Genomic DNA, 26,399 nt, shown 5'->3' on the forward strand with positions numbered 1-26,399 from the left:
AATCAGATCTAATTGTATTGAATTCGTTAGAGGTGGCCTATGTTAGATCGTGAAGGCTACCGTCCTAATGTCGGAATTATTCTCGTTAATCGCAAGAACGAGGTTTTTTGGGGCAAGCGTATTCGGGAACATGCCTGGCAGTTCCCGCAAGGCGGTATCAAATACGGCGAAACACCCGTACAGGCGATGTACCGCGAACTGCACGAAGAAGTGGGCTTGCTGCCAGAGCATATCCGTATATTAGGCCGGACGCGAGATTGGCTTCGCTACAACGTGCCCAATCATTTTGTACGTCGGGAGGCGCGTGGCCATTACAAGGGCCAGAAACAAATCTGGTTCCTGTTGCGGCTGGTAGGGCGAGACAGCGATGTCTGCCTGCGTTCTTCCTCGACGCCGGAGTTTGATGCCTGGCGTTGGAGTCAATATTGGGTGCCACTTGATTCAGTGATTGAGTTCAAGCGGGAAGTCTATCAGCAAGCGTTGAACGAGCTGTCGGATATTTTATTCCGACGGCGCCAGGAAAATCGTTATTTACGTCAGCGCCTGCAAAGCGCCGTTGATGCCGATACCGTAGACAGCAGGGATCATGCGCATATTATTGGTTGAGGACGAGTTGGAAATGGCCGCGTGGCTGGAGCGGGCCTTGGCGCAAAGTGGTTTTTTGCCCGATCCCGCTCATGATGCCCGAACGGCAGAAGGGTTGTTGACAGCGCATGAATATGATGCGGTTGTGATGGATTTGCGCCTGCCCGATAAACACGGGCTGGTGCTTTTGCGCGAGATGCGCGAGCGTGGCGATCACACGCCGGTGCTGATCCTCACCGCTCAAGGTGCCTTGCAGGACCGCGTTCGCGGCTTGAATCTGGGTGCTGACGATTTCTTGACCAAACCCTTTGCTCTGGAAGAGCTGGAGGCACGTCTGGCGGCGTTGGTGCGACGCAGCCGCGGCCGGGTGACCCCTGTGGTCAGCTGTGGTTCATTGGAGTACAACCCCGAAAGTCGGGCATTCATGCTGGACAATGTCATTGTGCATTTGACACCGCGTGAACATGCTGCTTTGTTGGTACTGATCAGCCGCTCTGGCATGCCGGTTGAAAAATCCCAGCTCTTTGCCCGCGTGTTCGAGCATGATAGCGATGCCAGCCCCGATGCCATTGAGGTCGTCTTGCACCGCTTGCGCAAGAAGCTGGCCAATAGCGATGTGCATATCGTGACGGTGCGCGGCCTGGGCTACATGTTGGAAGTGCTTGAGGCGGAATCCGGCGTCGCATGACAGCACCTTCCCCCCCCCCTGCCAATGCCTGGCAAGGCAGCTTGCGCTTTTGGCTGCTGGTCCTGCTGATACCGGGGGTGGTCGCCTTGCTGTTGTACGACAGTTGGGAAGATTACCGGGCCATGAACTCCGTCACGGAAAATGTGTACGACAGCGCCCTGCTGGAACCAGCCAAGGTGTTGGAGACCAGTGTAGAGTTCAATACTGATGGCAGTTTACGGATTGACCCGCCTTTTTATGCCCAGGTCATGCTGGAGTCCCGCCCTGGCAATCGCAAGTATTTCCGCGTTGAAGAAATTACCCCTTTGGTCCGTAACCTGGGGGGGGCCGATGCCAATCAATTAACAGGGCGTACCTTGCTCGGGATGGAAGGGCTGCCGCGTCCCTCTACTTTGGCCGATCATGAGGGTGTGCCGGTTTTTTACGATTCTTTTTTCCGTAATGACACCGTGCGTATGGTGGCCTTGTGGCGCGACCTTCATTATAAAGGCCAGCACAGACAGGTTCTGGTCATGGTGGGCGAAAGCCTGGATTTGCGCTTGCGTACACAGCAAGAAGCTTGGCGCGAAGGGATATTTCGCAACTTACGCATGTTGCTGTTCGCCGTGTTGCTGGTCTGGTTTGCCGTCGCCTGGGCGCTGCGCCCTTTACAGGCCTTGAGACAGGAAGTACGCAATCGCAGCGTGGACGACTTGCAGCCGTTGGACGAGCGTGATGTTCCGCGCGAAGTCGTGCCTTTGGTGCGCTCGGTCAATCACCATATTGAGTTGTATCGCTCCGTGCTGGATCGGCAGGCTCAGTTTCTGGCGGATGCCTCACATCAGTTACGCACTCCTTTGGCGATTATTCACACCCAGGCCCAATACGCTCGCCGCGAGCCGGATATTGAGCGTGTGCGGGAGTCCCTGGGGGCAATCATCAAGCAATTGGGACAGGCGACTCGTCTGACCGAGCAATTGCTTGCCTTGGCCCACGCCAGCCATAGCACCACCATGAGCCAGGGACAGGTCGATCTGGCCAGTTTGGGGCGCGAGGTGGTGCTGCAATATCTGCCCCTGGCGCGTGAGCATCGTCAGGACCTGGGCTGGATCGGGCCGGGTGAAGAGGGCGAGCAGGCACCTTTGTGGGTTTACGCCAGCGATGCCGAGATTCATGAGTCGGTCTCCAACCTGATTCACAACGCCATCAATCACGCCGGTAGTGGCAGTGCGATAACGGTTTCTGCCGGACACGATGACCAGCAGGCCTGGATCAGCGTGACGGACAATGGCATGGGCCTGGCAGCCAGCTTGCGTGAAAGTGTATTTGTACGTTTTGATCGGGGCGGGCCGGCACGCAAGGGCGGACGTGGTTCGGGTTCCGGCTTGGGCCTGGCCATTGCACTGGCTTATGCCGAGCGCAATGGCGGCACGATTGTGCTCACGGATGGTGAGCACAACGATATGGGCGGTTACGGCTTGAAGGCGACGCTACGTTTGCCCTTGATGCAGCCCGAAGCGCCAAAACCAGATAACTCCTGAGTCAATCGAGTCGCCAGCCACTGAGCCTATGACGCTGGGCTCCCTGCTGCACCAGATCCAGCTTGTTCAACATCCATTTCACGGTGAAGTCTGTTGGAAAGTCTTGGCTAGCATCGTCGGCCCTTCGGGTTTCATTGACCAGCAGCGGGCTGTGCCCTCGTTCAGGACAGGGTGCTTTAGTGCTTGTAGCCTTCGGGTAGGTGCTCTTGGCGCTGCCGGTCCGGTCTTTCGTTTATCGGGGGCGTAGAGCAGGCAAAGAGAAAGGCCTGATTTCGTGGAGAGACGAAATCAGGCCTTCTTGTTGACTGCGTGGTTTGAATGCCTCCTTTCAGAAGGAGCGTTCAAACCAGAGAACGGGTTGTGTCTTAGTCCTCTTCCACGAAAGTTTCATCGCGTTTTTTCTTGACTGAGGGCAGGGCCACAATTACCACCAGGATGGCGGCGAGAACCAGCAATGACAAGGACAGCGGACGAGTAACAAAAGTGGTGTAGTCCCCGCGGGACAGCAGCAGGGCGCGACGGAAATTTTCTTCCATCATGGGGCCCAAGACCAGACCCAGCAATAGGGGAGCGCCTTCACAACGCAGCTTGGACCAGACATAGCCAACAAAACCAAAGGCGGCGGTGACCAGAATGTCAAACACGTTGTAGTTCAGCGAGTACACCCCGACCGTACAAAACACCAGAATGGCCGGAAATAGCAGGCGGTAGGGTACTTTGAGTAGCTTTACCCACAGACCAACCAGTGGCAGGTTCAGAATGACCAGCATCAGGTTACCGATCCACATGGAGGCGATCAGACCCCAGAACAGTTCAGGGTGACTGGTCATCACTTGTGGGCCGGGCTGAATGTTGTGGATGGTCATTGCACCAATCATCAGAGCCGTCACGGCGTTACCGGGAATACCAAGGGTCAGCAACGGAATGAAGGAGGTTTGAGCGGCGGCGTTGTTGGCTGACTCTGGACCAGCCAATCCAGCAGGGTGCCCTTTACCGAAGCGTTCTGGATTTCTGGAGATCTTTTTCTCCAGTGTGTAAGACGCAAAGGAAGATAGAACGGCGCCACCACCGGGCAGGATTCCCAGGCAAGAACCCATGGCCGTGCCACGAACGACAGCAGGCCAGCACTCTTTAAATTCTTGTTTATTGGGGTATAGGCTGCCGACCTTGCCGGTAATTTCGACACGCTGATCGCCCAGCTCCAGATTGTTCATGATCTCCGAGAAGCCGAACACACCCATGGCCACGACGGCAAAGTCGATACCATCTTGCAGTTCGGGAATACCAAAGTCGTAACGGGCTACACCGGAGTTCACGTCGGTACCAACCATACCCAGCAGCAGACCCAACAGAATCATGCAGATGGCTTTGGGCAGAGAACCAGAGGCCAGCACCACCGCGCCCACCAGGCCTAACACCATTAATGAGAAATACTCGGCCGGTCCGAACTTGAAGGCGACTTCAGCCAAAGGCGGTGCGAAGGCCGCCAGCAAGATGGTTGCCACACAACCGGCAAAGAACGAACCCAGGGCAGCAATAGCCAAAGCGGCTCCGGCCCGGCCATTGCGTGCCATCTGGTGTCCGTCCAGCACCGTCACCACCGCCGAGGTTTCACCCGGCAAGGCAACCAGAATGGCGGTTGTGGACCCGCCATACTGAGCACCATAGTAAATGCCAGCCAGCATGATCAGGCCAGCCACTGGAGGTAGTACATAGGTGATGGGCAGCAGCATGGCGATGGTTGGCACAGGGCCAATGCCAGGCAATACGCCAATCAGGGTGCCCAGTATGCAACCGAGCAAAGCGTAGGCCAGGTTCTCCGGTGTGACGGCGACCGAAAAACCCAGCATCAGGTTGTCAAATAATTCCATATTCATTCACCCCCAATCAGGCCAGAAAACTTGGCCACAGGGGAAATACCAGCCCCAGGCCCTTGATGAATGCCAGCCAGACAAACAGCACCAGAAACACCGCTGCGCCCAACGCGATCGGCCAGCTAAATTCGTGGCTGGCAAAGCTGCTGATTACCACAAGCAGAAAAATAGAGGCGTACACCCCTAAGGAGTTAAGGGTCAGCCCGCACAGGACAACCGCGCCGATGATAACGAAGACAACTTTCCAGTTAAACTTCTCTATCTCTGTGCTTTCTGCTTTGGCAGACAGTGAGTTCAAGGTGACAACTGCCCCTAGCAAGCTCAGGCATACACCAAGCCAGAAGGGGAAGTAGCCGGGTCCCATACGGGCGGCGGTTCCCATCGAGTAGCTGGTAGCCCCGAGCGAGAAAGCGGCGCCCACCACCACGAACATGATCCCGGACCAGAAGTCCTGTTTATTTTTAATTTGCATAAGGTGGATTCTCCTTGTCTGCCTTGCGCATTGGTTTTCCTTTTTCCTGTGTCAGCTTGTTTATGGTGGAGCGGGCCCCACACTCTGCGTGTGCCGACTGCATTGAACAGAGGTGACGCATGGTAATGGAGCACTTGCAGACTGAAAACCCTGACTTGACCCTAGTTTTTAAGGGTTTTCCCTGTAAATCTGGGAATTTAGGGTTTTTTGGGAGCAAGTTCGATGGCTGATGGTCTGCTTTGAAAGAAGTTTGAAAGGTAATGGAAAGATGGGTGAAAGGTTATCATTAGTATGAAATTCCTCTACCCAGTAACGCTAGCAATGGTTTACGATAAGGCCCATGTTGCAAGATCTCGACTTTCTCGCTGACCGTATCGGTCAACTGGTAGAGCAATCTCGTCAGCTCAATGCTGAACGCGCTCAATTATTAGCTCGTCTGAAAACTCAGGATGCCGAGCTGGACGCCTTGCGCCAGCAGAATCGGCGTCAACAGGACGAGTTCGAGTCCCTGTCCACCGGCGTTGCTTCGCATCAGCGTCAGTTGGATGTGGTGCAGCAACAAGCACAAGCCGATCAGGCGGAGCTGAAAAAACTGCTTGAACAGGAACAGGCTCAGGTGGCCGCCTTGCGTCGTGAGCTGGATAGTGCGCGTGCAGGAATGGGTGTGCTGCGTGATGTGGCGGGGCAGGCTCGTGATCAGATCGGTTCGATCCTGATGCGTTTACCCGGTGCCGTACAGGAGTAAGTCATGGAACGAGTCGATATTTCCCTATTGGGCCGCGATTACTCTTTGGCATGCCCCCCATCTGAAAAAGCGCGCTTGCTGGAAGCAGTCAAGCTGGTAGATCAGCGTATGCAGTCTATCAAGGGTTCGGGCCGCGTCTCGGGCAACGAACGTATCGCCGTTATGGCCGCCATTCAGATCGCCAGCGAGTTTTTATCTGCTAAAGCACCTGATGGTCCTCTGGCTAATGTTGCTTTTGGCGATTTCAAGCGTAAAATTGAGGACATGCACGCGATGATTGACGATGTCATCGAGCCTTCGGGCACATCGCGCTAAACCGAATTTGAAAGCAGTTCCTTGTTGTCCCTCGCGAGCTGCTTCATCCCAGTAAGTCCCTGCCGTGTTCGTGACACGACCATACATTCCTTGAACCAATGCTTTTGGCATACAGGTTGTTGGATTAGCCAGTAGGAGTGATCGTCCTCGTCGACGAACCCGAAGCTGGCTTGATGACAGCCGATCTTGGACCCTCGGTTCCAGGATGCCGGTCTTGACGGCAATGGTGGGGCACCTAAAAAAAGCCCGTCCAGATCTGGACGGGCTTTTTCCTTTCTATTGTTTGGCTTAACCCTGATTACCGGGCGTTACGTCACGTTTGGTGGCATAGGCAAACAAGGCCAGCCCAGCCACAATCATGGGCAAAGACAACCACTGTCCCATCGACAGGCCAGCACTGAGCAGACCCAGGTAGCCGTCAGGTTCGCGTGTGTACTCCACCACGAAGCGGAAGATTCCGTAGCCGATCAGGAACAGGGCGCTGGTTTGGCCCACGGCACGTGGACGGCGCGTAAACCACCATAGCAAAATAAATAGGGCAATGCCCTCCAGGGCCATCTCATACAACTGCGAAGGGTGGCGAGGGGTTGTGTCTACTTGCGGGAACACCATAGCCCACGGCCCATCGCTAGGGCGACCCCACAGCTCTCCGTTGATAAAGTTGCCCAAGCGGCCCACGGCCAAGCCCAGTGGGATCAAGGGAGCCAGGAAATCACTGACCTCCAGAAAACGCCGTTGACGGTTCCGAGCAAACAGTGCAATTGTCACCAGCACACCGATCAGGCCGCCATGAAAGGACATGCCGCCTTGCCAGACATACAGAATTTCCAGCGGATGCGACAAGTAATAAGAGGGCTGATAGAACAGGGTAAAGCCCAGACGCCCGCCCACTACGACGCCCAGGACGCAGTAAAAGATCAGGTCTTCCAGGTCTTTGCGAGTCAGTAGGGTATGGCCCGCCCGAATACGTGCCAGGCCAGCTAACCAAACCAGGCCAAAGCCCACTAAATACATCAAGCCATACCAATGAATGGCAAGGGGGCCAAGTTGTATGGCGACGGGATCAAACTGCGGGTGAATTAACATGCGAGCCCATTACAGAGATGAATATCAGATAATAGCGTGACTACGAGCCCAGACCAGGACTGGGTAAATTGTAAGGGAAGGATCGCGCTGCATTCTGCCTATGGGCACGCCATTTACCATTAGTAGTTTTTTGTGGAGCAATGGTCTTTAATCCAATCGCAAAGGCTGATACGGTAGCACTGATGAGTATCGTGCGGGCGCAGGAATTCCAAGTTATTGCAGCCTGGTTGCTGAGTCTAGCCAATTCGTCAACAAAGGAGAGTTCATGAAGGAAACAGCCATATTAGGTGGCGGATGCTTTTGGTGCACTGAAGGGGTGTTCAAAGCCTTGCAAGGTGTGCAGTCAGTGGTGCCGGGATATTGTGGTGGCCACGTAGAAAATCCCACCTATGAGCAGGTTTGTGGCAAGCAGACCGGCCATATTGAAGTGGTCAAAGTGGAGTTTGATCCTTCTGTCATTTCCTATCGGGATTTGCTGGAGGTATTTTTCCTGACCCACGACCCTACTACGCCGGATCGCCAGGGCGCTGACCAGGGGCCGCAGTATGCGTCTGCCATTTTTTGTCAAAACGAGGAACAGCGTCGTCAGGCGTTTGAAGTCATCGAAGAAGTTAAATCGCAGTTTGATGCACCTATCGTGACGCATGTACTCGACAGCTCCACTTTCTGGGAAGCCGAGGACTATCACCACGATTATTTTGCCTTGAACCCCGAGCAAGCCTATTGCCAGATGGTGATTGCGCCCAAGCTCAAGAAGTTCTACCAGCGTTTTCAGGATCTGCTGGTCAAAAGCTAAGCATCCTGGGGGTGCGAAGCACAAGCAAGGTAGCGTCTGTATAGGGCGCTACCTGGTAATGTCAGACGGGCCATCAGGCCAATAATCAGCAAGGTCAGAACAAGTCGGCCGACCAGGGCCACCCAGATGTTGGCACCCAGAGCCAGAATAAGAATGGTGTCCTCAATCAGGGAGTGGCTGAGTGACAGCCAGGACAAGGCCAGCAAGCGTGTTCTGGGACTGTAGTTCTGCTGGCGGGACTCATCAATAATCAAGGCACCGCCGTAGCTCAGGCCCAGCAACACACCAATCGTGGTGGTGGGGGCGACCCGCTCTTCCAGGCCTGAAAAACGCAGCAAGGGCAGCAGAAGCCGGGTCAGCAAACGGGTGAAGCCGATTTTCTCCAGAACGGACAAGATTAACAGCAGGCCAAGAATAATCAGCCAGGTCATGAACAGTGAACTGGCCGTTCCCCACAGCCAGTCTATCCAGCCTTGCCAACCGCCTTGTGTCGCATTGGATTGCCCGTAAAGCCAGGCAAGGGATACGGGCTCTTGCAACAACCCGGTACTGTTCAAACCCCAGGCCAGCAGAGCGCCGTACAGCAAGGCGCAGACAATTCGTAGCGTAGCCGTAAACCAGAAGCTGGCCCCGGCCCGACGCACAATTGCCTGTTCCATGGGTAGATTGTGAGCAAACAGCATCATAGTGCCCAAGACGCTGATCTGAGCCACGTTGAAGCTTAAGCTGTCGCCCAAGGCCGCCATCGAGCCTATGCCAGCGTAAATACCAGCCAGGGCGGTGGTGGCCCAGACAATACCGGCTTCAGGAGGTAAACCAACCAATGCCATGATCGGGCCGATCAGTTTGCCGACTTGCTCGATCAAGCCTAGTTGCGCGGCAATACGCACCGCAATCATGATGGGGAGCATGATGCGCGCAACGGTATAAAACATGCGCAGGCTGCGGCTAAAGGTGGTGCGAAGGAAGGTCAGCATGAGAGCAGAAGGTTGGAAAATCTGTCTGATGCTAGCACGGCTCAGTGCTTGCTTCGTTGTGCCTTGGTGCTTGCGTGGGGGGCGGGCAATGCGGGCTGTCGGTTTGCTACTACAAACGGAGGCGCTTTCCTTCACCCAAAAGAAAACCCCTGATGATGAAATCCGATGCAGCCAAGTGAGGCTGCCAGGTTTCCTGTCATCAGGGGTGTTGCAGGCCAGGTAGGCCCAGACTTAACGACCCGAGCAGTGACCGCCGCTGGCGGCTTGTCCGCTACCCCAGGCAATGGGGGCGGGTTCGGGGCGGTAGGGGTAGTCTTGCAGGCTGTCCATGACAACCAGCAAGACAACAAGGAGCCAGAAGGTACTGGTAATAAGGCGGAAAGTAGTTTTGCTCATGGTGGCGCGACTCAAGGATTAACGCGGCGACGAATGCGCACGCCTATGATGGACCCGGCAAAGGCCAGTGCAAACCAGACCCAGCCATGTATGCTGGCCGAGGCGATGCCTCCCAGGAATGCGCCCACATTACATCCAAAGGCCATACGGGCACTGTAGCCCATGACCAGACCCGCAATCGCGCCTACCCACAAGCTGCGGGCATTGGGCGATTTGAAATTGGCAGGATGGTTCCAGCGCGAGGCGGCCATGGCACCCAAAATCAAACCAAAGTTGGTAACCGAGGTAACGTCAGCCAGAACAGGTTCTGCCAAACGTTGAGCATGGGGAGCCACGCCCCAGAATGCGTCGCCCACCGGGGACCAGCCCAGAGCCGAGAACACTTTTGCACCCCACAGGCCAATACCGTAGACAATGCCCCAAGGCTGGCCTGCGACGATCATGTGAATGGCGTACAGCACGGCAAGCAGCAAGGCCCCCATCCACCAGCGCATTTCCCATTTGGCGGGTGCGCTGTTTTGCTCTTTTTGATGGCGGCGTGCGCCCCGGCCAACGAACCAGGATACGGCGGCGCAGCCCAATACGGTAATCAATAAGGCAGTGGGCCAGCCCAAGGACACAGTCAGGTCGATAGCGGGTAAACCGCCCAAGGCAATCCAGCCGGGTTGGTGTGATGCGCCCAGAAAGCTGCCAATGGCAAAGGTAGGCAGAACCGCAAAGGAGATCGGTGCGCCAGCGCCTGCTTTATAGAGAGTACCGGAACCGCAACCGTCGGCCAGTTGCATGGCAGCGCCAAACAGAAAGGCGCCCAATACCAGGCTGATGGTCAATGGGGCAATCGCGCCAACCAGCTCGCCACCGCTATCGGCGATCAAGGGTAGGGTGAAGGCGGCGGCCAATACCAGCAGGAGCATTTGTGCCCAGATACCTTGAGGGTCACGGCGCTCGATATAGTTGCGCCAGCCGGTCGTGAAACCGAAACGGGCTCCTTGCAGGACGGCACCAAAGCCAATGCCCAACAGGGCGAGCAGGCCTTGGCGCAGTCCACCTACCAGAGCGACCCCAACAATCAGGGCCAGGCTGGCCAGGATAAAGCCCAGTCTAGTCAGATAAAGCATGATCGATTTCTTTAGTTAATGGCGCGCTTGGCTTCGAGTTTCAGAACCTCGAAACGGGAGGGCTGGTTGTCCATGGGCAAGTTGCTGCGGCTCCATTCCACGACAGACTCGGGGTAGAGTTTCACGTTGGGGTTGCCTGCCAGTTCGGACAGGACAAACCAGTTCGTGGCTGCCCAGTGGCCGGTATTGCAGAACGAAACAGTGGGCTTGTCATTCAGGCCCTGTTCTGTGACGATCTTGACGAGCTCATCCGTGTCCTTCAGGACGGGTTTGTCGCTGCGGAAAAAGCTGTTGAAGTCCAGTTCACGTGCGCCGGGCAAGGTACCGTAGCGGGCGGCGGCGTCAACGCGTTTTTCGCCTTTGAAGAACTCGGTAGGACGAGCGTCCAGCAAGATGGGGGCCTGGCCGTTCTTGATGTAGTCAGCCACCTCTTGTGTGCTGACCACCATGTCTTTGTTGTAGTGGTAGCTGAATTCGGTAGGGGGAACGGTGGGGGTGTCTTTGCTCAGGGGCTTGCCTTCAGCTTCCCAGGCTTGCAAGCCGCCATCAAGAATGGATAGCTGTGTCAGACCACCCGCTTTCAATGTCCAGTACACACGTGCTGCCGCGCCGAAGTCTGTCGGGTTGGCGCCTGCGTAGGTGACAACGACGTAGCTGTCTTTGGAGATACTGGCTTTGCTGAACAAGGCGGATAGGTCGGCTTCGGAACGCAGGGAGCCGGCGTTATCTGCTGGGCCGCGATAGGCGCCATAAGGGGTATGAACGGCACCAGGCACGTGGCCTGCCGCATATTCTTTCTCGGTGCGGATATCTAGAACGCGTAGATTGTTTTGATCCAGTTTGGCGGCCAGGTCGGCAGCCGAGATCAGGGCGGCTGGTTTGGCTACCGTGTCGGGTGTGCTTGGCTCTGCGGAGGTGGTTGGTGCCAGGACCGCGCTGAATGCAAATGCCAGGGAGATGAGGATAGGTTTAATCATTATTACTCTCTTGAGTAAGCAGAGGCCTGCTTAGAGGTTTAAGTGCATAAGGAATGGTAATGAACGCGGGAACAGAAAATAACAATGAATTGGGGATTAGCTTATTGCTTTGGGGTGTAAGGGGAGGGGGATCTCTATATATAGAGTAGATAGGAGGGGGCCTTGTTTGCGATTGCTTCTTAGAGAGGCCTTCCCCATCTATATAGAGAGTAGAGTTGCAACGGTGAGCGGCACCTATATAGAGAAAGACATTTGTTCCAGTTGCTCTACGTAGGTCGCCACTCGGAGCCCCGGGACCGGGTGTTGGGGCGGACTCCTTGCCGGCGCAACGCGCCGGTTCCCTTTTCAGAGTCACAATCGGGGCGCAGTCTGAACTCGCCCAGTGATTGGTCCTCGGACCAATCACAAACCTTGGGCTTGTATAGTTTGGGCGTATCTTTAGGACTGATGTCTTAGAGGTGCTGGGGTGGAGGGACTACACGTTGGAGCTCGGCTGTGTATACAGACCGACTGTTTGAGCACTCTCTCGCCCCGCCTCAAACAGCAGACTGCTTGCATCCCCGATCATGACTCCGACTGCGGCAAGTACTCTGACTCGCCCCAACACTCGGTCCCGGGGCCCCGAGCGGCTGGCTGCCCCGCATAGTGCTCGATCTTGGAGGTCATTCAACTCGCCATCTATATAGAGACACTGTTGATTGGAGGCGTAGGACCGATGCAGTGTTCGTGTGGCCGTTTTTTTGTCCGTCATCCAGCCAGCCAGGACTGGTGGCTATATTGGAGAGAGTCCTCGATTTCCCTTTATATATATAAGAGGGGGTGTCGAGGGGCTAAAGAGTATCTGACGATTTTTTCACGCGAGAAATAGCGGTTTAGTCTAGGATTTGCGTCCAAGGGCGCGTGGGGCACATACTGAGCCTGCTCCTGAAACGGGGTTAAATGAGAAACTTCCAGTTGTCTGGCAGGTAGGATCTAAAATGCTTAAAAATAGTTTCTCTTGTAATTCATGGGTTTAAAGGTTTTTGGTTCAGGCCGTCTCACTTTTTTCTATGAAAAGGCTTGCAAGTATGAAAATCATCGTGCTATAGTTCTTTTCTCGCTGCAGCACACGGATTTTTCTGAGGGACCGCAGAGAGCAGTTAGACAAGTTTCATCGCCTTGGCCAAGAGGCCCGCACCGAAGCTTGAATGACTGGTCAGGTAACTGACACGGTGTAAAACCCGGAGCTTGACAAATCAGAAAATTCTGTGTTAAAGTTCTAGGTTCTGCTCCAGAGAATGCAACGTTAAGTTTTTAGCTGTTTTGAAGGTTGAGACAGTTTTGAAAATTTACCCTTGTTTGTGAAGTTGGATGGTTAGCCTTTTAGGTTGATTGTTCGCCAGGTAGGACAGAACGAAAATTCTGGTTTAAGCGGGACGAGTTAGACGGTTTTAAACTTTCTAGCTTCTTCAAAAAAACGCTTGACACACTGCCTGATTTGCTTCATAATCTCGTTTCTCTGCTGCTAACACAGCAAGGCACGAAGCACTAAACGCAACGAGCCAGCCGGGTTAGTCAGTGGAACGACAGGCAACTGTCACTGCTCTTTAACAATTAACAGCCGATAAGTGTGGGCGCTTGGAATGAGCGAGTCGAACCCTTCGGGGATCGCCACAAGTTTGTATCAAGTGCTCACAAACGAAAGATGAAGAATTACCTTGTGTAACTCTGAATTTTTCTTTGAGACACAATCGGTCTTGTCGCAAGACGGGACAACCACAGAGATTAAACTGAAGAGTTTGATCCTGGCTCAGATTGAACGCTAGCGGGATGCTTTACACATGCAAGTCGAACGGCAGCGCGAGAGAGCTTGCTCTCTTGGCGGCGAGTGGCGGACGGGTGAGTAATATATCGGAACGTGCCCAGTAGCGGGGGATAACTACTCGAAAGAGTGGCTAATACCGCATACGCCCTACGGGGGAAAGGGGGGGATTCTTCGGAACCTCTCACTATTGGAGCGGCCGATATCGGATTAGCTAGTTGGTGGGGTAAAAGCTCACCAAGGCAACGATCCGTAGCTGGTTTGAGAGGACGACCAGCCACACTGGGACTGAGACACGGCCCAGACTCCTACGGGAGGCAGCAGTGGGGAATTTTGGACAATGGGGGAAACCCTGATCCAGCCATCCCGCGTGTATGATGAAGGCCTTCGGGTTGTAAAGTACTTTTGGCAGAGAAGAAAAGGTATCCCCTAATACGGGATACTGCTGACGGTATCTGCAGAATAAGCACCGGCTAACTACGTGCCAGCAGCCGCGGTAATACGTAGGGTGCAAGCGTTAATCGGAATTACTGGGCGTAAAGCGTGTGTAGGCGGTTCGGAAAGAAAGATGTGAAATCCCAGGGCTCAACCTTGGAACTGCATTTTTAACTGCCGAGCTAGAGTATGTCAGAGGGGGGTAGAATTCCACGTGTAGCAGTGAAATGCGTAGATATGTGGAGGAATACCGATGGCGAAGGCAGCCCCCTGGGATAATACTGACGCTCAGACACGAAAGCGTGGGGAGCAAACAGGATTAGATACCCTGGTAGTCCACGCCCTAAACGATGTCAACTAGCTGTTGGGGCCGTTAGGCCTTAGTAGCGCAGCTAACGCGTGAAGTTGACCGCCTGGGGAGTACGGTCGCAAGATTAAAACTCAAAGGAATTGACGGGGACCCGCACAAGCGGTGGATGATGTGGATTAATTCGATGCAACGCGAAAAACCTTACCTACCCTTGACATGTCTGGAAAGCCGAAGAGATTTGGCCGTGCTCGCAAGAGAACCGGAACACAGGTGCTGCATGGCTGTCGTCAGCTCGTGTCGTGAGATGTTGGGTTAAGTCCCGCAACGAGCGCAACCCTTGTCATTAGTTGCTACGCAAGAGCACTCTAATGAGACTGCCGGTGACAAACCGGAGGAAGGTGGGGATGACGTCAAGTCCTCATGGCCCTTATGGGTAGGGCTTCACACGTCATACAATGGTCGGGACAGAGGGTCGCCAACCCGCGAGGGGGAGCCAATCTCAGAAACCCGATCGTAGTCCGGATCGCAGTCTGCAACTCGACTGCGTGAAGTCGGAATCGCTAGTAATCGCGGATCAGAATGTCGCGGTGAATACGTTCCCGGGTCTTGTACACACCGCCCGTCACACCATGGGAGTGGGTTTCACCAGAAGTAGGTAGCCTAACCGTAAGGAGGGCGCTTACCACGGTGGGATTCATGACTGGGGTGAAGTCGTAACAAGGTAGCCGTATCGGAAGGTGCGGCTGGATCACCTCCTTTTAGAGCGAATGGCTCGCAAAGCGAAAGCGTCCACACTTATTGGCTGTTAGTTCATGTCATGACCATTGAAGGTATCGCCCACTGGTGATAGATGGGTCAGTAGCTCAGTCGGTTAGAGCACCGTCTTGATAAGGCGGGGGTCGTTGGTTCGATTCCAACTTGACCCACCAACGATTACTTCGGGGGGGATTAGCTCAGCTGGGAGAGCACCTGCTTTGCAAGCAGGGGGTCGTCGGTTCGATCCCGTCATCCTCCACCACCGCTTTTATGGGGGTGGTCGATATAGCAAGGTTCATGACAGAGTATAGGGCACAGGACAACAACGGTTGGCCTGGCGCGAGATTCAACGAAGAGTGTTCTTTGTAAAGAATACTGCTCGTTGGGTTATGCAACCCACGAATTGCTCTTTAACAATTAGGAAGAAGCACAACGAAGGTGTGTTGTCTCATAAACGCAAGACGATTAGTCGACTTGTGATGACAATACACGGGTTGTGATTGCAACAGAACAAATTATGTTCAACGAAAGTTCTCAAAAATATAGACGTTGTTCAATCTTCGGATTGGATAACAGCTAAGGATTGATGAACGGCAACAACGTATACTCATATTCCTATAACAGCATCAAGCGTTATAGGATCAAGCGAATAAGTGCATATGATGGATGCCTTGGCGATCACAGGCGATGAAGGACGCGGTAGCCTGCGAAAAGCTACGGGGAGCTGGCAAACAAGCTTTGATCCGTAGATGTCCGAATGGGGAAACCCACCGTAGCAATACGGTATCCCATACTGAATACATAGGTATGTGGAGGCGAACCGAGTGAACTGAACCATCTCAGTAACTCGAGGAAAAGAAATCAACCGAGATTCCGGAAGTAGTGGCGAGCGAAACCGGACCAGCCTGGATGTTTTAGCGTAGTGAATAGTCGAATGGAATGGAAAGTCCAGCCGTAGCAGGTGATAGCCCTGTAGGCGAAATTCAGTACGTGGAACTAAGCATCGAACAAGTAGGGCGGGACACGTGAAATCCTGTCTGAATATGGGGGGACCATCCTCCAAGGCTAAATACTCGTGATCGACCGATAGTGAACCAGTACCGTGAGGGAAAGGCGAAAAGAACCCCGGAAGGGGAGTGAAATAGATCCTGAAATCGTATGCATACAAACAGTAGGAGCCCCTTCGTGGGGTGACTGCGTACCTTTTGTATAATGGGTCAGCGACTTACATTCAGTGGCAAGCTTAACCGAATAGGGGAGGCGTAGCGAAAGCGAGTCCGAACAGGGCGATTCAGTCGCTGGGTGTAGACCCGAAACCAGGCGATCTATCCATGGCCAGGTTGAAGGCACGGTAACACGTGCTGGAGGACCGAACCCACTAATGTTGAAAAATTAGGGGATGAGCTGTGGATCGGAGTGAAAGGCTAAACAAGCCTGGAGATAGCTGGTTCTCTCCGAAAACTATTTAGGTAGTGCCTCGTATATTACTGCCGGGGGTAGAGCACTGTTATGGCTAGGGGGTCACAGCGACTTACCAAACCATGGCAAACTCCGAATACCGGCAAGTACAGTACGGGAGACAGAGCACCGGGTGCTAACGTCCGGACTCAAGAGGGAAACAACCCAGACCGCCAGCTAAGGTCCCTAACTATGGCTAAGTGGGAAACGAAGTGGGAAGGCATAGACAGTCAGGAGGTTGGCTTAGAAGCAGCCATCCTTTAAAGAAAGCGTAATAGCTCACTGATCGAGTCGTCCTGCGCGGAAGATGTAACGGGGCTAAGCCATAGACCGAAGCTGCGGATGTGTACTATGTACACATGGTAGGAGAGCGTTCCGTAAGCCTGTGAAGGTGTTCCGTGAGGAATGCTGGAGGTATCGGAAGTGAGAATGCTGACATGAGTAGCGATAAAGGGGGTGAAAAGCCCCCTCGCCGTAAGTCCAAGGTTTCCTGCGCAACGTTCATCGGCGCAGGGTGAGTCGGCCCCTAAGGCGAGGCAGAGATGCGTAGCTGATGGGAAGCGGGTTAATATTCCCGCACCGTCGTAGAGTGCGATGGGGGGACGGATTGCAGAATGTTATCGGGGTGTTGGATGTCCCCGTTGGCGCATCATAGAAGGCACTTAGGCAAATCCGGGTGCGAAATTCAAGGGTGTGACTGGATAGAGCTTCGGCTCTAAACTAACTGGAAGCAGTTCCAAGAAAAGCCTCTAAGCTTCAGCTCTACGAGACCGTACCGCAAACCGACACAGGTGGACGGGATGAATATTCCAAGGCGCTTGAGAGAACTCAGGAGAAGGAACTCGGCAAATTAATACCGTAACTTCGGGAGAAGGTATGCCTCATTAGTGTGATGTGCCTGCGCACAAAGCATGAAGAGGCCGCAGTGAATCGGTGGCTGCGACTGTTTACTAAAAACACAGCACTCTGCAAACACGAAAGTGGACGTATAGGGTGTGACGCCTGCCCGGTGCCGGAAGGTTAAGTGATGGGGTGCAAGCTCTTGATCGAAGCCCCGGTAAACGGCGGCCGTAACTATAACGGTCCTAAGGTAGCGAAATTCCTTGTCGGGTAAGTTCCGACCTGCACGAATGGCGTAACGATGGCCACACTGTCTCCTCCTGAGACTCAGCGAAGTTGACATGGTTGTGATGATGCAATCTCCCCGCGGCTAGACGGAAAGACCCCATGAACCTTTACTGTAGCTTTGCATTGGATTGTGAACCGGCCTGTGTAGGATAGGTGGGAGACGTTGAAGCGTGGTCGCCAGATCGCGTGGAGTCATCCTTGAAATACCACCCTGGTCTGTTTGCGGTTCTAACCTAGGTCCCTTACCGGGATCGGGGACCGTGCATGGTGGGCAGTTTGACTGGGGCGGTCTCCTCCTAAAGTGTAACGGAGGAGTTCGAAGGTACGCTAGAGACGGTCGGAAATCGTCTTGATAGTGCAATGGCATAAGCGTGCTTGACTGTGAGACTGACAAGTCGAACAGGTACGAAAGTAGGACATAGTGATCCGGTGGTTCTGTATGGAAGGGCCATCGCTCAACGGATAAAAGGTACTCTGGGGATAACAGGCTGATACCGCCCAAGAGTTCATATCGACGGCGGTGTTTGGCACCTCGATGTCGGCTCATCTCATCCTGGGGCTGTAGCCGGTCCCAAGGGTATGGCTGTTCGCCATTTAAAGAGGTACGTGAGCTGGGTTTAAAACGTCGTGAGACAGTTTGGTCCCTATCTGCCGTGGGCGTTGGATACTTGACGGAGCCTGCTCCTAGTACGAGAGGACCGGAGTGGACGTACCACTGGTGTATCGGTTGTCATGCCAATGGCATTGCCGAGTAGCTACGTACGGAAGAGATAACCGCTGAAGGCATCTAAGCGGGAAACTCGTCTGAAGATTAGGTATCCCGGGGGCTTGACCCCCCTGTAGGGTCGTCCGAGACCAGGACGTTGATAGGCTGGGTGTGGAAGTGCAGTAATGCATGTAGCTAACCAGTACTAATTGCCCGTGTGGCTTGATCCTATAACCCTTGAGGTTGTAGTGAGTGAAGTTGTTGACCACAGAACGTAATATTGAAGTGCAGCGCAACCCGCGCTCGACACCTTCGTAACCGCTGCTAGCTGATCCGTACTGATCGCTGGCAGTGTGCTTCTTCCAATTGGCTGGGGCGTCCCTTCAAAAGACGACTCGGCAACCAGTTACGCTTGACGACCATAGCAAGGTGGTCCCACACCTTCCCATCCCGAACAGGATTGTGAAACGCCTTTGCGCCGATGATAGTGGACGGACGTCTGTGAAAGTAGGTCATCGTCAAGCTCTTATCCCTCAAAACCCCCGCAAGTATCCCTTGCGGGGGTTTTGTTTTAGGCGCAACAACCGCACACGCGACCGGCACGCCCGGAGGCCACATAGGCCTTCCTTGGGGCATCCGCCTCAGGCGCACCGACCCCCCTTCTGGCTGCACAAAGGCCAGCGATCCTCACGATCCCTCCTCCAGGCCTACCACCCCCCCTTCAGGCCCGTTCCGGGCACGTTTATCTCTCCCTCTACATACGTATGCCTATCAGCCCGAGACGCCATTGGCTCGGCCACCATTACGAGCAGTCCTGGGATCAAAGGATTGCATGTTCATTCTCTTCTTCGGGGTATGTCAGGAGCCTGGCCTCTATCGAGCATCATGGTGATTGACGTTCAAGCCGTCGTTTTTTTATCTGTTGTACGTGGCTGCTCCGCTTTTTTTTGATAGACCTCGGGTAGCGACGACGGCTTGGCATCCGGAGAGCCAAGAAATCCCGAGCCTTGGGCCTCATCGAGCAGATGGTTTATTGGCTGTGTGTACGCTGGATCTTCTCAATCCTTCGTCTATTCAGCACCTTCCCTTCCTCCCGTAAAAAAACGTTCCGGGTACGTCCTTCCTTTGTGCGGCTGCGGGTTGCCGCTTTTATCGAGCACGACGGGGCTTGTTTTACCCGTGATGTGTTAGTGGCCGTTGCGAGTGGGCGGCTGTAGGCCTCTCCTTTTATCTGTAAGGTGGTAGCTTTACCACCGTCATACGGTTAATGCCCAAAGTATGGGTAAAATGGTTCGATATAGTTATTGTTAATGCTTGTTTCAGGAGAACTGAATGAATCAGCCCATTAGCCCCGAGCTTGAACCAGGCTTGTCGCTGCGCAAGATTACGCACATCTGCTATGGCTTGTTTTCTTTGGCTATGATCAGTGCAGGTATCTTCGGTGCGGCGGCTGTGGCAGCAGTGATTCTGGCCTATGTCAAACGCGGTGATGCATCAGGCACAATTTACGCCAGCCATCTGGACTGGGTTATCAAGACCTTTTGGTGGGGGCTGTTGTGGATGGTGCTGAGTGCCTTGCTGACGGCCATTTTCATTGGTTGGGTAACTGCACTGGTGGCCTTGGTTTGGATAGTGCATCGCTTGATCAAAGGCTGGTTGGCTTTGGCAGGCGGTCAAGCACTGGGTCAGGATTACTAAGCCGATCCAGTACCCGGCTTGTTCCGAGTCAAGCTGGAAAGAGGTATTTTAAAAGGTGCTCTGGTGAGCACCTTTTTTGATGTGATCTGGTTTTGTGATCTCGTTTCGATCAGCTCTGAGCTGGAGCTGTCTTGAGTTTCCTGGCTATACAGGCTGACTCAGCTTCATAGCATGGCTTGCAAGCTGTGTGCTTCACCCTGTGTAAGCCTCAAGGAAAAAACTCAAGATGTGTTAACAGCGTTTCAGAAAGTCTCGCTATATAAGGCAGGGCATTCACTGTTTCGATGCTTGCATCTGGGCGATGCCTAGGTTAATTCCAAGCTGTTTCCTGAATGGCTGGATTTATCTTTATATGGATGCTCAAAAGGGGAAGTCTCAGGGCGCCAGCAGGTGAATCTGCTCGATGTGCATATGGTGCATGCATTCACGCAGAAGTAGCAGGTACATACCCAGGTTTTGATTGTTGACTAGTTGATGGGTATTTTCCAAAGAGCCAGCGTTGATCATTTTCAGGCTGACATTCCCTTGGCTGGCGGCTGCATACAGGGTGAATAGGTCGTCAATCGTGTCCCGATTCAGGATGTGCTGCTCGCTGTCTTGGGCTTCATGGAGCCAGGCGCCAAGCTCTTCTGCGAAATCACCGGCAGCAAATACCATAAACTGGCGTAGATCCAGACTGGCTGGCAGGATAGCGTCTTCGACGGCTTCAATGGCATGCTCCAACTGCGCCTCCCGTGAGCTTGAGTCTGAAAAACAGCTGGCCAACAGTTGGATTCCGCTGAGTTCTGGGAAGTGTTCGGTATGGACAGGGACGCCTTTATGAACCAGACAGATTTCGGCATGGTCTGCGCCGAAGTTCAGGACGGCAACTCGTGCTTGGGGGTGAGCGGCTTGCAGATTTTGTAGTAATACGGAGGTACTGATCGGAGAAGGTCGTTTGAAGCTATCTGACATAAGTATCCTTAAAGTAGTTCAATTCGCTTGTTCGTGCTCTCCTGCTTGCTTGAATAAGGCCAAAGCAAGGTGCCGTTGCGTGTCGTGATCCACGATGGGGGCCGGGTAGTCTTGTCCCGGCCGGAATTCGATAGGGAGCTGCTTGGCTTGCCAAGGCGCATGAACAGCTTGTTTGTCCAACGATGCCAGTTCGGGCACATAGCGACGTATGAATTGTCCGTCTGGATCAAATTTACGCGATTGAGTGACGGGGTTAAAGATGCGAAAGTAAGGCTGCGCATCACATCCGGTGGAGGCGGCCCATTGCCAGCCCCCCACATTGGAAGCCATATCGTAATCAAGTAGCTTCTGGGCAAAATACTGCTCGCCCAATCGCCAGTCTATCAGCAAGTCTTTCACTAAAAAGGATGCACTGATCATACGTAGCCGGTTGTGCATATAGCCAGACTGGTTCAATTGACGCATGGCGGCGTCAACAATTGGATAGCCGGTTCGACCTTCTTTCCAGGCCTGAAACCAGTCTTCGCGATTAGGAAACGGCAAGTCCTTGTAGGCGGGTTTGAAGCTTTCTGTCGCCGTTTCTGGATGATGCCATAGGAACTGCTGGTAGAACTCTCGCCAGATCAGTTCGCTCAGCCAGGTAGCCGCGCCCTCGGAGTCGCTGGGCCAGGCCAGAGATACGGCTTGGCGGATGGATAGTGTTCCAAATCGCAGATGGGGGGCCAAATAGGACACACCTCGTTTGGCTGGAAAATCCCGGCGTTCATGATAGGCATGGATTCTGGGCTCAAATTGCTCCAACAAGGTCTGGGCGCCTTGCCAACCGGCGGGATTGAGTAGTTTTGCACGAGATTTTTCCTGAAAGCCTAATTCGTCCAAATCAGGCAAGGCTTGCTCTGGCAGGGCAGCCCATGGCCCTTGCGTGCAGTCATAGGGCTGTATATCCCTCGATTGGATGCGCGCCAGCCAGTTACGCTTGTAGGGGGTAAAAACGGTATAGGGCTGTTTTTGCTGCGTCAGGATTTCATCGCGGGCAAAAATGACCTGGTCCTTGAAGAGCCGTAGCTCGATGTCTTGTGTGGACAGGGTTCGGCTGACAGTCTGATCCCGAGTCATAGCCGCAGGTTCGTAGTCCTCATTCGCATAGACGGCCTTTGCATTCAGGCTGTTAGCGAGTTCAGGAATTTTATGTACCGGGTCACCATGGGCTGTGATCAGTTCGCTGCCATATTGGCGCAGTTGCTCCTGCACCTGCAGCAGGCTGTCGTGTATAAAAGCCAGTCGTACATCATCGGCAGGCAAGCATTCCAGGATTGTGCTGTCAAAGACAAACACACAGGCCACAGGCAAACCGCTTTTCAGTGCGTGGTGCAAGGCTGCGTGGTCATGCAGGCGAAGATCACGACGCAGCCAGCATAGAACACGTGGGCTTGGATCGGGAGGAGCAGAGATAGACATCGACATGAAGATGCGAATGCAGAGGCTTTATGATGCCACATGAAAAAGGGCCGCGGCTGAAAGCTCAGCAACGCGACCCGATATTGCCAAAGGTGCCTGGGCACCCCGCGCTTATTTGAGGTGAGCACTGACCAGCTTGGTCAGTTCAAACATGGAGACCTGATCCTTGCCGAACAAGGGGCGCAGCTTGGCGTCAGCATTGATATTGCGACGGTTCTTGGGATCCTGGAGATCGTGTTTCTTGATGTATTCCCAGATTTTCTTCGTAACTTCAGTGCGCGGAAGCGCGCCAGAGCCAATCACCGCAGCCAGTGTCGGGCTAGGAGTGAGTGGTTTCATGAAGGCTGCATTGGGTTTGCGGGTAGCAGGTTTTTTTTCAGTGCTGGCCATGAACGGAACTCCTGAGAAACGAGTTGAAGGGGCGGGTTATGCGCTAGGGCACGACTTGTCTGTCAGCATACCGTGATACTCCCTGTACGTCCAAGCCCTTTGTGAGCAAGAGCTTTGCGGGTCTGTAAGCAGATTTGCCAGTGTTTACAGGCTGCTGCAATGCACGATTAAGTGGGGTTCGGAACTTCTGTGCTGACATGCGCAGCGCAGGTAGCTGTAGCATAATGACGGATTCGGCCTGTTGAAAGGCAATTGTGGCACCTGTTGCTTTCTTGATGGTTCAAAGCACAGAGCCGTTGTTTGATATTGAGTAAAGATATGAGCCCTACTGTGGATACCCTGGTCATTCGTCGTCCTGACGATTGGCATTTGCACCTGCGCGACGGTGCTGTGTTGGAGTCGGTTTTGGGCCATACTGCGGCACAATTTGACCGGGCTATCGTCATGCCCAATCTGACCCCACCCGTTACCGCAATCGTACAGGCGTTGGCCTATCGGGAGCGTATTCTGAGCGCCTTGGCCAAAACCGAGTATGTCGGCAAGTTTGAGCCTTTGATGACCTTGTACCTGACTGATAATACTCAGCCTGAGGAAATTGTTCGCGCCAAGGAAAGCGGGGTTGTGCATGGCGTGAAGCTCTATCCTGCCGGGGCCACCACCAATTCTGACGCGGGTGTGACGGATTTGCTGAAGAACTGTTCCAAGGCACTGGCCCAGATGCAGGAATCGGGCATGCCTTTGCTGATGCACGGCGAGGTCACGGACCCCAGTATCGACTTGTTCGACCGTGAAGCCGTATTCATTGAGCGCGTGATGATTCCTATGCGTAAGGCTTTTCCCGAGCTGAAAGTGGTATTTGAGCATTTGACCACGGCAGAGGGCGCCGCTTACGTGAGCCAGGCCGAGGGCCCGGTTGCTGCGACCATCACGGCCCATCACTTGCTCTATAACCGTAATGCTCTGTTCCAAGGTGGCTTGCAGCCACACTGGTACTGTCTGCCTGTCTTGAAGCGTGAGAAGCACCGTCAGGCTTTGGTGGACGCCGCAACCAGTGACAGCAATCGTTTCTTCCTGGGGACAGATAGCGCACCCCACTCGCGTAGCCGCAAGGAACAAAGCTGTGGTTGTGCGGGCTGTTATACCGCGCTGCACGCTATGGAACTGTACGCATCGGCTTTTGACAAGGCCGGTCGTCTGGATCGTCTGGAAGCCTTTGCCAGCTTGAATGGCCCCGCTTTTTACGGCTTGCCTGTCAATGAAGGAACAATGACGCTGCAACGCAGCCAGTTCACTATTCCCGAATCCGTGGAAATGGCCGGTGAGCCATTGATTCCGCTGGCGGCCGGTCAGGCTCTGGACTGGAGTGTGGTGAGCTAAGGAAGAAAGAGCTAGCTCGGTCTTAGTGTCTGTCATGATGCTTGGCTGGGCAGCTCTTGATACCTGGTTTCACTGCAAGATACCTTCGTGGAAACTATTTTGCTTGATGTGGCATGGTCTGCCTTGGCCGTGCGCATGGCCGCTACTGCTTTGGTGGTTGTGCTGGTTTCGTGGTCAGTGGGCGCATTTGGCCCATTGATCGGGGGGGCCTTGGCGGGCTTGCCCATGGTGCTGGGCCCCGGCTTTTATTTTTTGTCCCAACAGTTTCCTGCCGATTATGTGCAGCAAGCGGCAACTTATGCCGTGTATTCGCTGAGTGCGACGCAACTGTTTTTGTTGCTCATCATTCTTTGTGCTCCCAACTTGTCGCCTTGGCGCACCTTGTTGTGTGCGGTCGCAGGTTGGGCGGTAGCTGCCTTGCTCTTGTCCTTCATGCCCGTGCAACCTGTGCTGGGGCTAGCCTTGTTTATTGCCGTCACTGCGTTCAGCTTGCGCGCGTCGCGCCGTTTGGCCGGCATGAAAGGGACTAATAAAGCGAAGGCGGGGTGGGGCTTGCTGATATTCAGAGGGGCCTTGGCGGGACTTTTGGTTGCGCTTGTGACCACCAGCAGCTCTTTGTTGGGGCCGAGCTTGTCAGGGCTGATCATGGCCTTTCCCATTGGCTATACCGTGGTGGCTGTGACCATTCATCAAACCCTGGGTGCTGCCAGCCTGGTAGCGACTCTGCGTTCGGCTTTGTGGGGAACCGGCAGTCTGGCAGGATTTTGCACCACGCTAGCCATGGTCTTTACACAGATGCACTGGCTGCCAGCCTTGCTGTTGGCTGCAGCTGTATCCATTGCGATTACCTTGCTACTGGTGTTTCGCCCTTGGGCTCGGCGGGGCTAAACGCTTATTCTGCTCCAAACAGATCCTGACCTTGTGTATTGCGTGGAGGCGTGAGTCCAAGGTGACGCCAAGTGTTCAGCGTGGCAATACGGCCTCTGGGAGTGCGTTGTAAAAAACCATGCTGGATCAGATAGGGCTCGATCACGTCCTCGATGGTGTCGCGCTCTTCGCCAATGGCAGCAGCCAGGCTGTCTACGCCTACTGGACCGCCGTCGAATTTATGGACGATGGCCTCCAGCAATTTTCTGTCCATCAAATCCAGTCCTTGCGGGTCTACCTCCAGCATGGACAGCGCAGCTTGGGCGCATTCGGTATGGATGATGCCGCCCGTTTTGACTTCGGCGTAGTCGCGTACGCGGCGCAAAAGCCGGTTGGCAATACGCGGTGTGCCACGTGAGCGGCGGGCAATTTCGTAGGTGCCGTCATCCGTGGTGGTGACATTCAGTAGCCCTGCACTACGCGCCACAATGTGTGTCAAGTCCTTGACATCATAGAACTCCAGGCGGGACACAATGCCAAAGCGGTCGCGCAAGGGGTTGGTCAGCATGCCGGCACGAGTGGTGGCACCGACCAAGGTAAAGGGCTGCAGATCCAGTTTGACACTGCGGGCGGCTGGGCCTTCTCCAATCAGGATATCAATTTGAAAGTCTTCCAGCGCGGGATACAGGATTTCCTCCACGACGGGTGACAGGCGATGGATTTCGTCAATAAATAGAACATCGTTGGGTTCCAGGTTGGTCAGCAAGGCTGCCAGATCTCCCGGGCGTTCCAATACGGGGCCTGAGGTTTGGCGCAGGTTCACCCCCATTTCATGAGCAATGATATGGGCCAGAGTGGTTTTACCCAGACCGGGCGGCCCAAACAGCAGAACGTGGTCCAGGGCTTCCTGGCGTTGGCGGGCAGCCGCAATAAAGATTTCCAGTTGCTCACGCGCCCGGGCTTGTCCGACATAGTCCTCCAGCATCTTGGGGCGCAAGGCGCGTTCGATGGACTCTTCGTTGGGTGACAAGGGTTTGGGCGTGATGATGCGCTGTTCAGAAGGCAGGCTGGAGAGCGAATCGGAGTGTATGGCCATGATGACTACGCTGATTGAATATACAGTATGGTACACCAAGCACCCGCCGCCTGAGTACTCAGGGTTGGGGCAGGATACAGGGAGTGCGTGGGCAAATCGGTCATCCAGTGCAGCCAGGCTAGATTTGTCCGGTCAGCGTTAGGCTGCTTTGCTTGGCATCGCGCATAATGTGGGTTGGAGTTTTAAACCGAGATTTTAGCCATGTCCCTGGAATTACCTGATTTTGCTGATGTTGTCGCTGCTGCTGAACGCTTGGCACCTGTCGCCCACCGCACACCAGTCTTGACCTCTGCAACCTTGAACGAGCGCCTGAATGGCGAAGTCTACTTCAAGTGTGAGAACTTTCAGCGTATTGGCGCCTTCAAGTTTCGAGGTGGCTTCAATGCCTTGGCACAGTTAAATGATCAGCAAAAAAA

21 protein-coding genes, 2 tRNA genes, 3 rRNA genes and 1 other RNA gene are annotated in these 26,399 nt (G+C 54.1%); 16 read left to right on the top strand and 11 right to left on the bottom strand.

Annotated features, from left to right (window positions below):
- The first annotated feature begins 39 nt into the window (after positions 1-39).
- Genes ACDI13_RS14245 through ACDI13_RS14255 form a run of 3 tightly spaced genes read left to right on the top strand, consistent with a single transcriptional unit; the run spans position 40 to position 2,793 of the window.
- Positions 40-606: an RNA pyrophosphohydrolase gene (locus tag ACDI13_RS14245; protein ID WP_316989033.1), complete on the top strand. Its 567-nt coding sequence runs from the start codon at positions 40-42 to the stop codon at positions 604-606.
- Entirely contained in the window at positions 587-1,273 is a 687-nt protein-coding gene (locus tag ACDI13_RS14250; RefSeq protein ID WP_316989032.1) for a response regulator, read from the top strand. Before ACDI13_RS14245 ends, ACDI13_RS14250 begins: the two co-directional genes overlap by 20 nt.
- A complete protein-coding gene (locus ACDI13_RS14255) occupies positions 1,270-2,793 on the top strand; it encodes a sensor histidine kinase (protein ID WP_316989031.1) in 1,524 nt (507 codons plus the stop codon). Before ACDI13_RS14250 ends, ACDI13_RS14255 begins: the two co-directional genes overlap by 4 nt.
- Positions 2,794-3,158: 365 nt before the next feature.
- Here ACDI13_RS14255 and ACDI13_RS14260 read toward each other — a convergent pair whose 3' ends face one another.
- Both ACDI13_RS14260 and ACDI13_RS14265 read right to left on the bottom strand, forming a co-directional pair.
- Positions 3,159-4,664 (bottom strand): tripartite tricarboxylate transporter permease, encoded by a 1,506-nt coding sequence (locus ACDI13_RS14260; protein ID WP_316989030.1) that lies wholly within the window; start codon positions 4,662-4,664, stop codon positions 3,159-3,161.
- A gap of 16 nt (positions 4,665-4,680) precedes the next feature.
- Positions 4,681-5,139 (bottom strand): tripartite tricarboxylate transporter TctB family protein, encoded by a 459-nt coding sequence (locus ACDI13_RS14265; protein WP_094197543.1) that lies wholly within the window; start codon positions 5,137-5,139, stop codon positions 4,681-4,683.
- 340 nt (positions 5,140-5,479) lie between these two features.
- Between ACDI13_RS14265 and ACDI13_RS14270 the strand changes: the two genes are divergently transcribed.
- The 3 genes from ACDI13_RS14270 to ssrS all read left to right on the top strand — a co-directional run bounded on the left by ACDI13_RS14270 (position 5,480) and on the right by ssrS (position 6,436).
- Positions 5,480-5,884 carry a hypothetical protein gene (locus tag ACDI13_RS14270; protein ID WP_042489345.1) on the top strand — a complete coding sequence of 135 codons (405 nt, stop codon included), beginning with the start codon at positions 5,480-5,482 and terminating at the stop codon, positions 5,882-5,884.
- Positions 5,885-5,887: 3 nt separating this feature from the next.
- Entirely contained in the window at positions 5,888-6,199 is a 312-nt protein-coding gene (locus tag ACDI13_RS14275; protein ID WP_042489348.1) for a cell division protein ZapA, read from the top strand.
- Between the two features lie 53 nt (positions 6,200-6,252).
- A non-coding RNA gene (ssrS, locus tag ACDI13_RS14280) (6S RNA) lies at positions 6,253-6,436 on the top strand.
- A 51-nt stretch (positions 6,437-6,487) separates the two neighbouring features.
- On the opposite strand, the gene lgt is transcribed toward ssrS, so the two are convergent.
- A complete protein-coding gene (gene lgt, locus ACDI13_RS14285) occupies positions 6,488-7,285 on the bottom strand; it encodes a prolipoprotein diacylglyceryl transferase (RefSeq protein ID WP_316989029.1) in 798 nt (265 codons plus the stop codon).
- Between the two features lie 265 nt (positions 7,286-7,550).
- On the opposite strand from lgt, the gene msrA reads away from it, so the two are divergent.
- The gene (gene msrA / locus ACDI13_RS14290; RefSeq protein ID WP_316989028.1) at positions 7,551-8,081 is read left to right on the top strand and encodes a peptide-methionine (S)-S-oxide reductase MsrA; all 531 of its coding nucleotides are present in this window, start codon (positions 7,551-7,553) and stop codon (positions 8,079-8,081) included.
- Here msrA and ACDI13_RS14295 read toward each other — a convergent pair.
- The 4 genes from ACDI13_RS14295 to ACDI13_RS14310 form a co-directional block, all read right to left on the bottom strand.
- The gene (locus tag ACDI13_RS14295) at positions 8,078-9,058 is read right to left on the bottom strand and encodes a nucleoside recognition domain-containing protein (RefSeq protein WP_316989027.1); all 981 of its coding nucleotides are present in this window, start codon (positions 9,056-9,058) and stop codon (positions 8,078-8,080) included. The two genes, msrA and ACDI13_RS14295, sit on opposite strands and share 4 nt — an antisense overlap.
- 231 nt (positions 9,059-9,289) lie before the next feature.
- Positions 9,290-9,454, bottom strand: a complete 165-nt coding sequence (locus tag ACDI13_RS14300; protein WP_316989026.1) for a hypothetical protein — start codon at positions 9,452-9,454, stop codon at positions 9,290-9,292.
- A gap of 11 nt (positions 9,455-9,465) precedes the next feature.
- Positions 9,466-10,572, bottom strand: coding sequence for a YeeE/YedE family protein (locus ACDI13_RS14305; protein WP_316989025.1), 1,107 nt, complete (start codon positions 10,570-10,572; stop codon positions 9,466-9,468).
- 11 nt (positions 10,573-10,583) lie between these two features.
- The gene (locus ACDI13_RS14310) at positions 10,584-11,549 is read right to left on the bottom strand and encodes a sulfurtransferase (RefSeq protein WP_316989024.1); all 966 of its coding nucleotides are present in this window, start codon (positions 11,547-11,549) and stop codon (positions 10,584-10,586) included.
- Positions 11,550-13,315: 1,766 nt separating this feature from the next.
- On the opposite strand from ACDI13_RS14310, the gene ACDI13_RS14315 reads away from it, so the two are divergent.
- The 6 genes from ACDI13_RS14315 (at position 13,316) to ACDI13_RS14340 (ending at position 19,841) form a co-directional block, all read left to right on the top strand.
- Positions 13,316-14,854, top strand: a 16S ribosomal RNA gene (locus ACDI13_RS14315).
- 93 nt (positions 14,855-14,947) lie between these two features.
- Positions 14,948-15,024 (top strand) — tRNA-Ile (locus ACDI13_RS14320).
- A 13-nt stretch (positions 15,025-15,037) separates the two neighbouring features.
- Positions 15,038-15,113, top strand: a tRNA-Ala gene (locus ACDI13_RS14325).
- Between the two features lie 377 nt (positions 15,114-15,490).
- Positions 15,491-18,373 (top strand): 23S ribosomal RNA (locus ACDI13_RS14330).
- Between the two features lie 181 nt (positions 18,374-18,554).
- Positions 18,555-18,667: ribosomal RNA gene (gene rrf / locus ACDI13_RS14335) — 5S ribosomal RNA — on the top strand.
- The 16S, 23S and 5S rRNA genes sit together here with 2 tRNA genes alongside, the layout of an rRNA operon.
- Before the next feature lie 808 nt (positions 18,668-19,475).
- On the top strand, positions 19,476-19,841 hold the full coding sequence (locus ACDI13_RS14340; protein ID WP_316988574.1) for a hypothetical protein: 366 nt from the start codon (positions 19,476-19,478) through the stop codon (positions 19,839-19,841).
- Positions 19,842-20,216: 375 nt separating this feature from the next.
- Here ACDI13_RS14340 and ACDI13_RS14345 read toward each other — a convergent pair whose 3' ends face one another.
- The 3 genes from ACDI13_RS14345 to ACDI13_RS14355 form a co-directional block, all read right to left on the bottom strand.
- Positions 20,217-20,795 (bottom strand): hypothetical protein, encoded by a 579-nt coding sequence (locus ACDI13_RS14345; RefSeq protein ID WP_316988573.1) that lies wholly within the window; start codon positions 20,793-20,795, stop codon positions 20,217-20,219.
- Positions 20,796-20,813: 18 nt separating this feature from the next.
- Positions 20,814-22,253 carry a deoxyribodipyrimidine photo-lyase gene (locus ACDI13_RS14350; protein ID WP_372372492.1) on the bottom strand — a complete coding sequence of 480 codons (1,440 nt, stop codon included), beginning with the start codon at positions 22,251-22,253 and terminating at the stop codon, positions 20,814-20,816.
- Positions 22,254-22,364: 111 nt separating this feature from the next.
- Positions 22,365-22,643 carry an SWIB/MDM2 domain-containing protein gene (locus tag ACDI13_RS14355; RefSeq protein ID WP_009459783.1) on the bottom strand — a complete coding sequence of 93 codons (279 nt, stop codon included), beginning with the start codon at positions 22,641-22,643 and terminating at the stop codon, positions 22,365-22,367.
- Between the two features lie 318 nt (positions 22,644-22,961).
- On the opposite strand from ACDI13_RS14355, the gene pyrC reads away from it, so the two are divergent.
- Together pyrC and ACDI13_RS14365 are read left to right on the top strand one after the other, a co-directional pair.
- Complete coding sequence (pyrC, locus tag ACDI13_RS14360) at positions 22,962-24,020, top strand: dihydroorotase (RefSeq protein WP_316988571.1); 1,059 nt, start codon at positions 22,962-22,964, stop codon at positions 24,018-24,020.
- 87 nt (positions 24,021-24,107) lie between these two features.
- Entirely contained in the window at positions 24,108-24,908 is an 801-nt protein-coding gene (locus ACDI13_RS14365) for a hypothetical protein (RefSeq protein ID WP_316988570.1), read from the top strand.
- A 4-nt stretch (positions 24,909-24,912) separates the two neighbouring features.
- On the opposite strand, the gene ruvB is transcribed toward ACDI13_RS14365, so the two are convergent.
- On the bottom strand, positions 24,913-25,983 hold the full coding sequence (ruvB, locus tag ACDI13_RS14370; protein ID WP_316988569.1) for a Holliday junction branch migration DNA helicase RuvB: 1,071 nt from the start codon (positions 25,981-25,983) through the stop codon (positions 24,913-24,915).
- Between the two features lie 201 nt (positions 25,984-26,184).
- Between ruvB and ACDI13_RS14375 the strand changes: the two genes are divergently transcribed.
- Positions 26,185-26,399 (top strand): pyridoxal-phosphate dependent enzyme (locus ACDI13_RS14375; protein ID WP_372372493.1); only part of this gene is annotated, 215 nt, incomplete at its 3' end.

This window comes from Alcaligenes faecalis, from assembly GCF_041521385.1.
Taxonomy (GTDB): Bacteria; Pseudomonadota; Gammaproteobacteria; order Burkholderiales; family Burkholderiaceae_B; genus Alcaligenes; species Alcaligenes faecalis_E.

What these genes read in the sequence shown, in the direction of transcription:
- ACDI13_RS14250 (WP_316989032.1), top strand. Translation starts at nt 587, where the DNA reads ATGCGCATATTATTGGTTGAGGACGAGTTGGAAATGGCCGCGTGGCTG.
- ACDI13_RS14310 (WP_316989024.1), bottom strand. Translation starts at nt 11,549, where the DNA reads ATGATTAAACCTATCCTCATCTCCCTGGCATTTGCATTCAGCGCGGTC.
- ACDI13_RS14345 (WP_316988573.1), bottom strand. Translation starts at nt 20,795, where the DNA reads ATGTCAGATAGCTTCAAACGACCTTCTCCGATCAGTACCTCCGTATTA.
- ACDI13_RS14260 (WP_316989030.1), bottom strand. Translation starts at nt 4,664, where the DNA reads ATGGAATTATTTGACAACCTGATGCTGGGTTTTTCGGTCGCCGTCACA.
- pyrC (WP_316988571.1), top strand. Translation starts at nt 22,962, where the DNA reads ATGAGCCCTACTGTGGATACCCTGGTCATTCGTCGTCCTGACGATTGG.
- ACDI13_RS14245 (WP_316989033.1), top strand. Translation starts at nt 40, where the DNA reads ATGTTAGATCGTGAAGGCTACCGTCCTAATGTCGGAATTATTCTCGTT.
- ACDI13_RS14295 (WP_316989027.1), bottom strand. Translation starts at nt 9,058, where the DNA reads ATGCTGACCTTCCTTCGCACCACCTTTAGCCGCAGCCTGCGCATGTTT.
- lgt (WP_316989029.1), bottom strand. Translation starts at nt 7,285, where the DNA reads ATGTTAATTCACCCGCAGTTTGATCCCGTCGCCATACAACTTGGCCCC.
- ACDI13_RS14255 (WP_316989031.1), top strand. Translation starts at nt 1,270, where the DNA reads ATGACAGCACCTTCCCCCCCCCCTGCCAATGCCTGGCAAGGCAGCTTG.
- ACDI13_RS14305 (WP_316989025.1), bottom strand. Translation starts at nt 10,572, where the DNA reads ATGCTTTATCTGACTAGACTGGGCTTTATCCTGGCCAGCCTGGCCCTG.
- ACDI13_RS14275 (WP_042489348.1), top strand. Translation starts at nt 5,888, where the DNA reads ATGGAACGAGTCGATATTTCCCTATTGGGCCGCGATTACTCTTTGGCA.
- ACDI13_RS14300 (WP_316989026.1), bottom strand. Translation starts at nt 9,454, where the DNA reads ATGAGCAAAACTACTTTCCGCCTTATTACCAGTACCTTCTGGCTCCTT.
- msrA (WP_316989028.1), top strand. Translation starts at nt 7,551, where the DNA reads ATGAAGGAAACAGCCATATTAGGTGGCGGATGCTTTTGGTGCACTGAA.
- ruvB (WP_316988569.1), bottom strand. Translation starts at nt 25,983, where the DNA reads ATGGCCATACACTCCGATTCGCTCTCCAGCCTGCCTTCTGAACAGCGC.
- ACDI13_RS14270 (WP_042489345.1), top strand. Translation starts at nt 5,480, where the DNA reads ATGTTGCAAGATCTCGACTTTCTCGCTGACCGTATCGGTCAACTGGTA.
- ACDI13_RS14350 (WP_372372492.1), bottom strand. Translation starts at nt 22,253, where the DNA reads ATGTCTATCTCTGCTCCTCCCGATCCAAGCCCACGTGTTCTATGCTGG.
- ACDI13_RS14355 (WP_009459783.1), bottom strand. Translation starts at nt 22,643, where the DNA reads ATGGCCAGCACTGAAAAAAAACCTGCTACCCGCAAACCCAATGCAGCC.
- ACDI13_RS14340 (WP_316988574.1), top strand. Translation starts at nt 19,476, where the DNA reads ATGAATCAGCCCATTAGCCCCGAGCTTGAACCAGGCTTGTCGCTGCGC.
- ACDI13_RS14265 (WP_094197543.1), bottom strand. Translation starts at nt 5,139, where the DNA reads ATGCAAATTAAAAATAAACAGGACTTCTGGTCCGGGATCATGTTCGTG.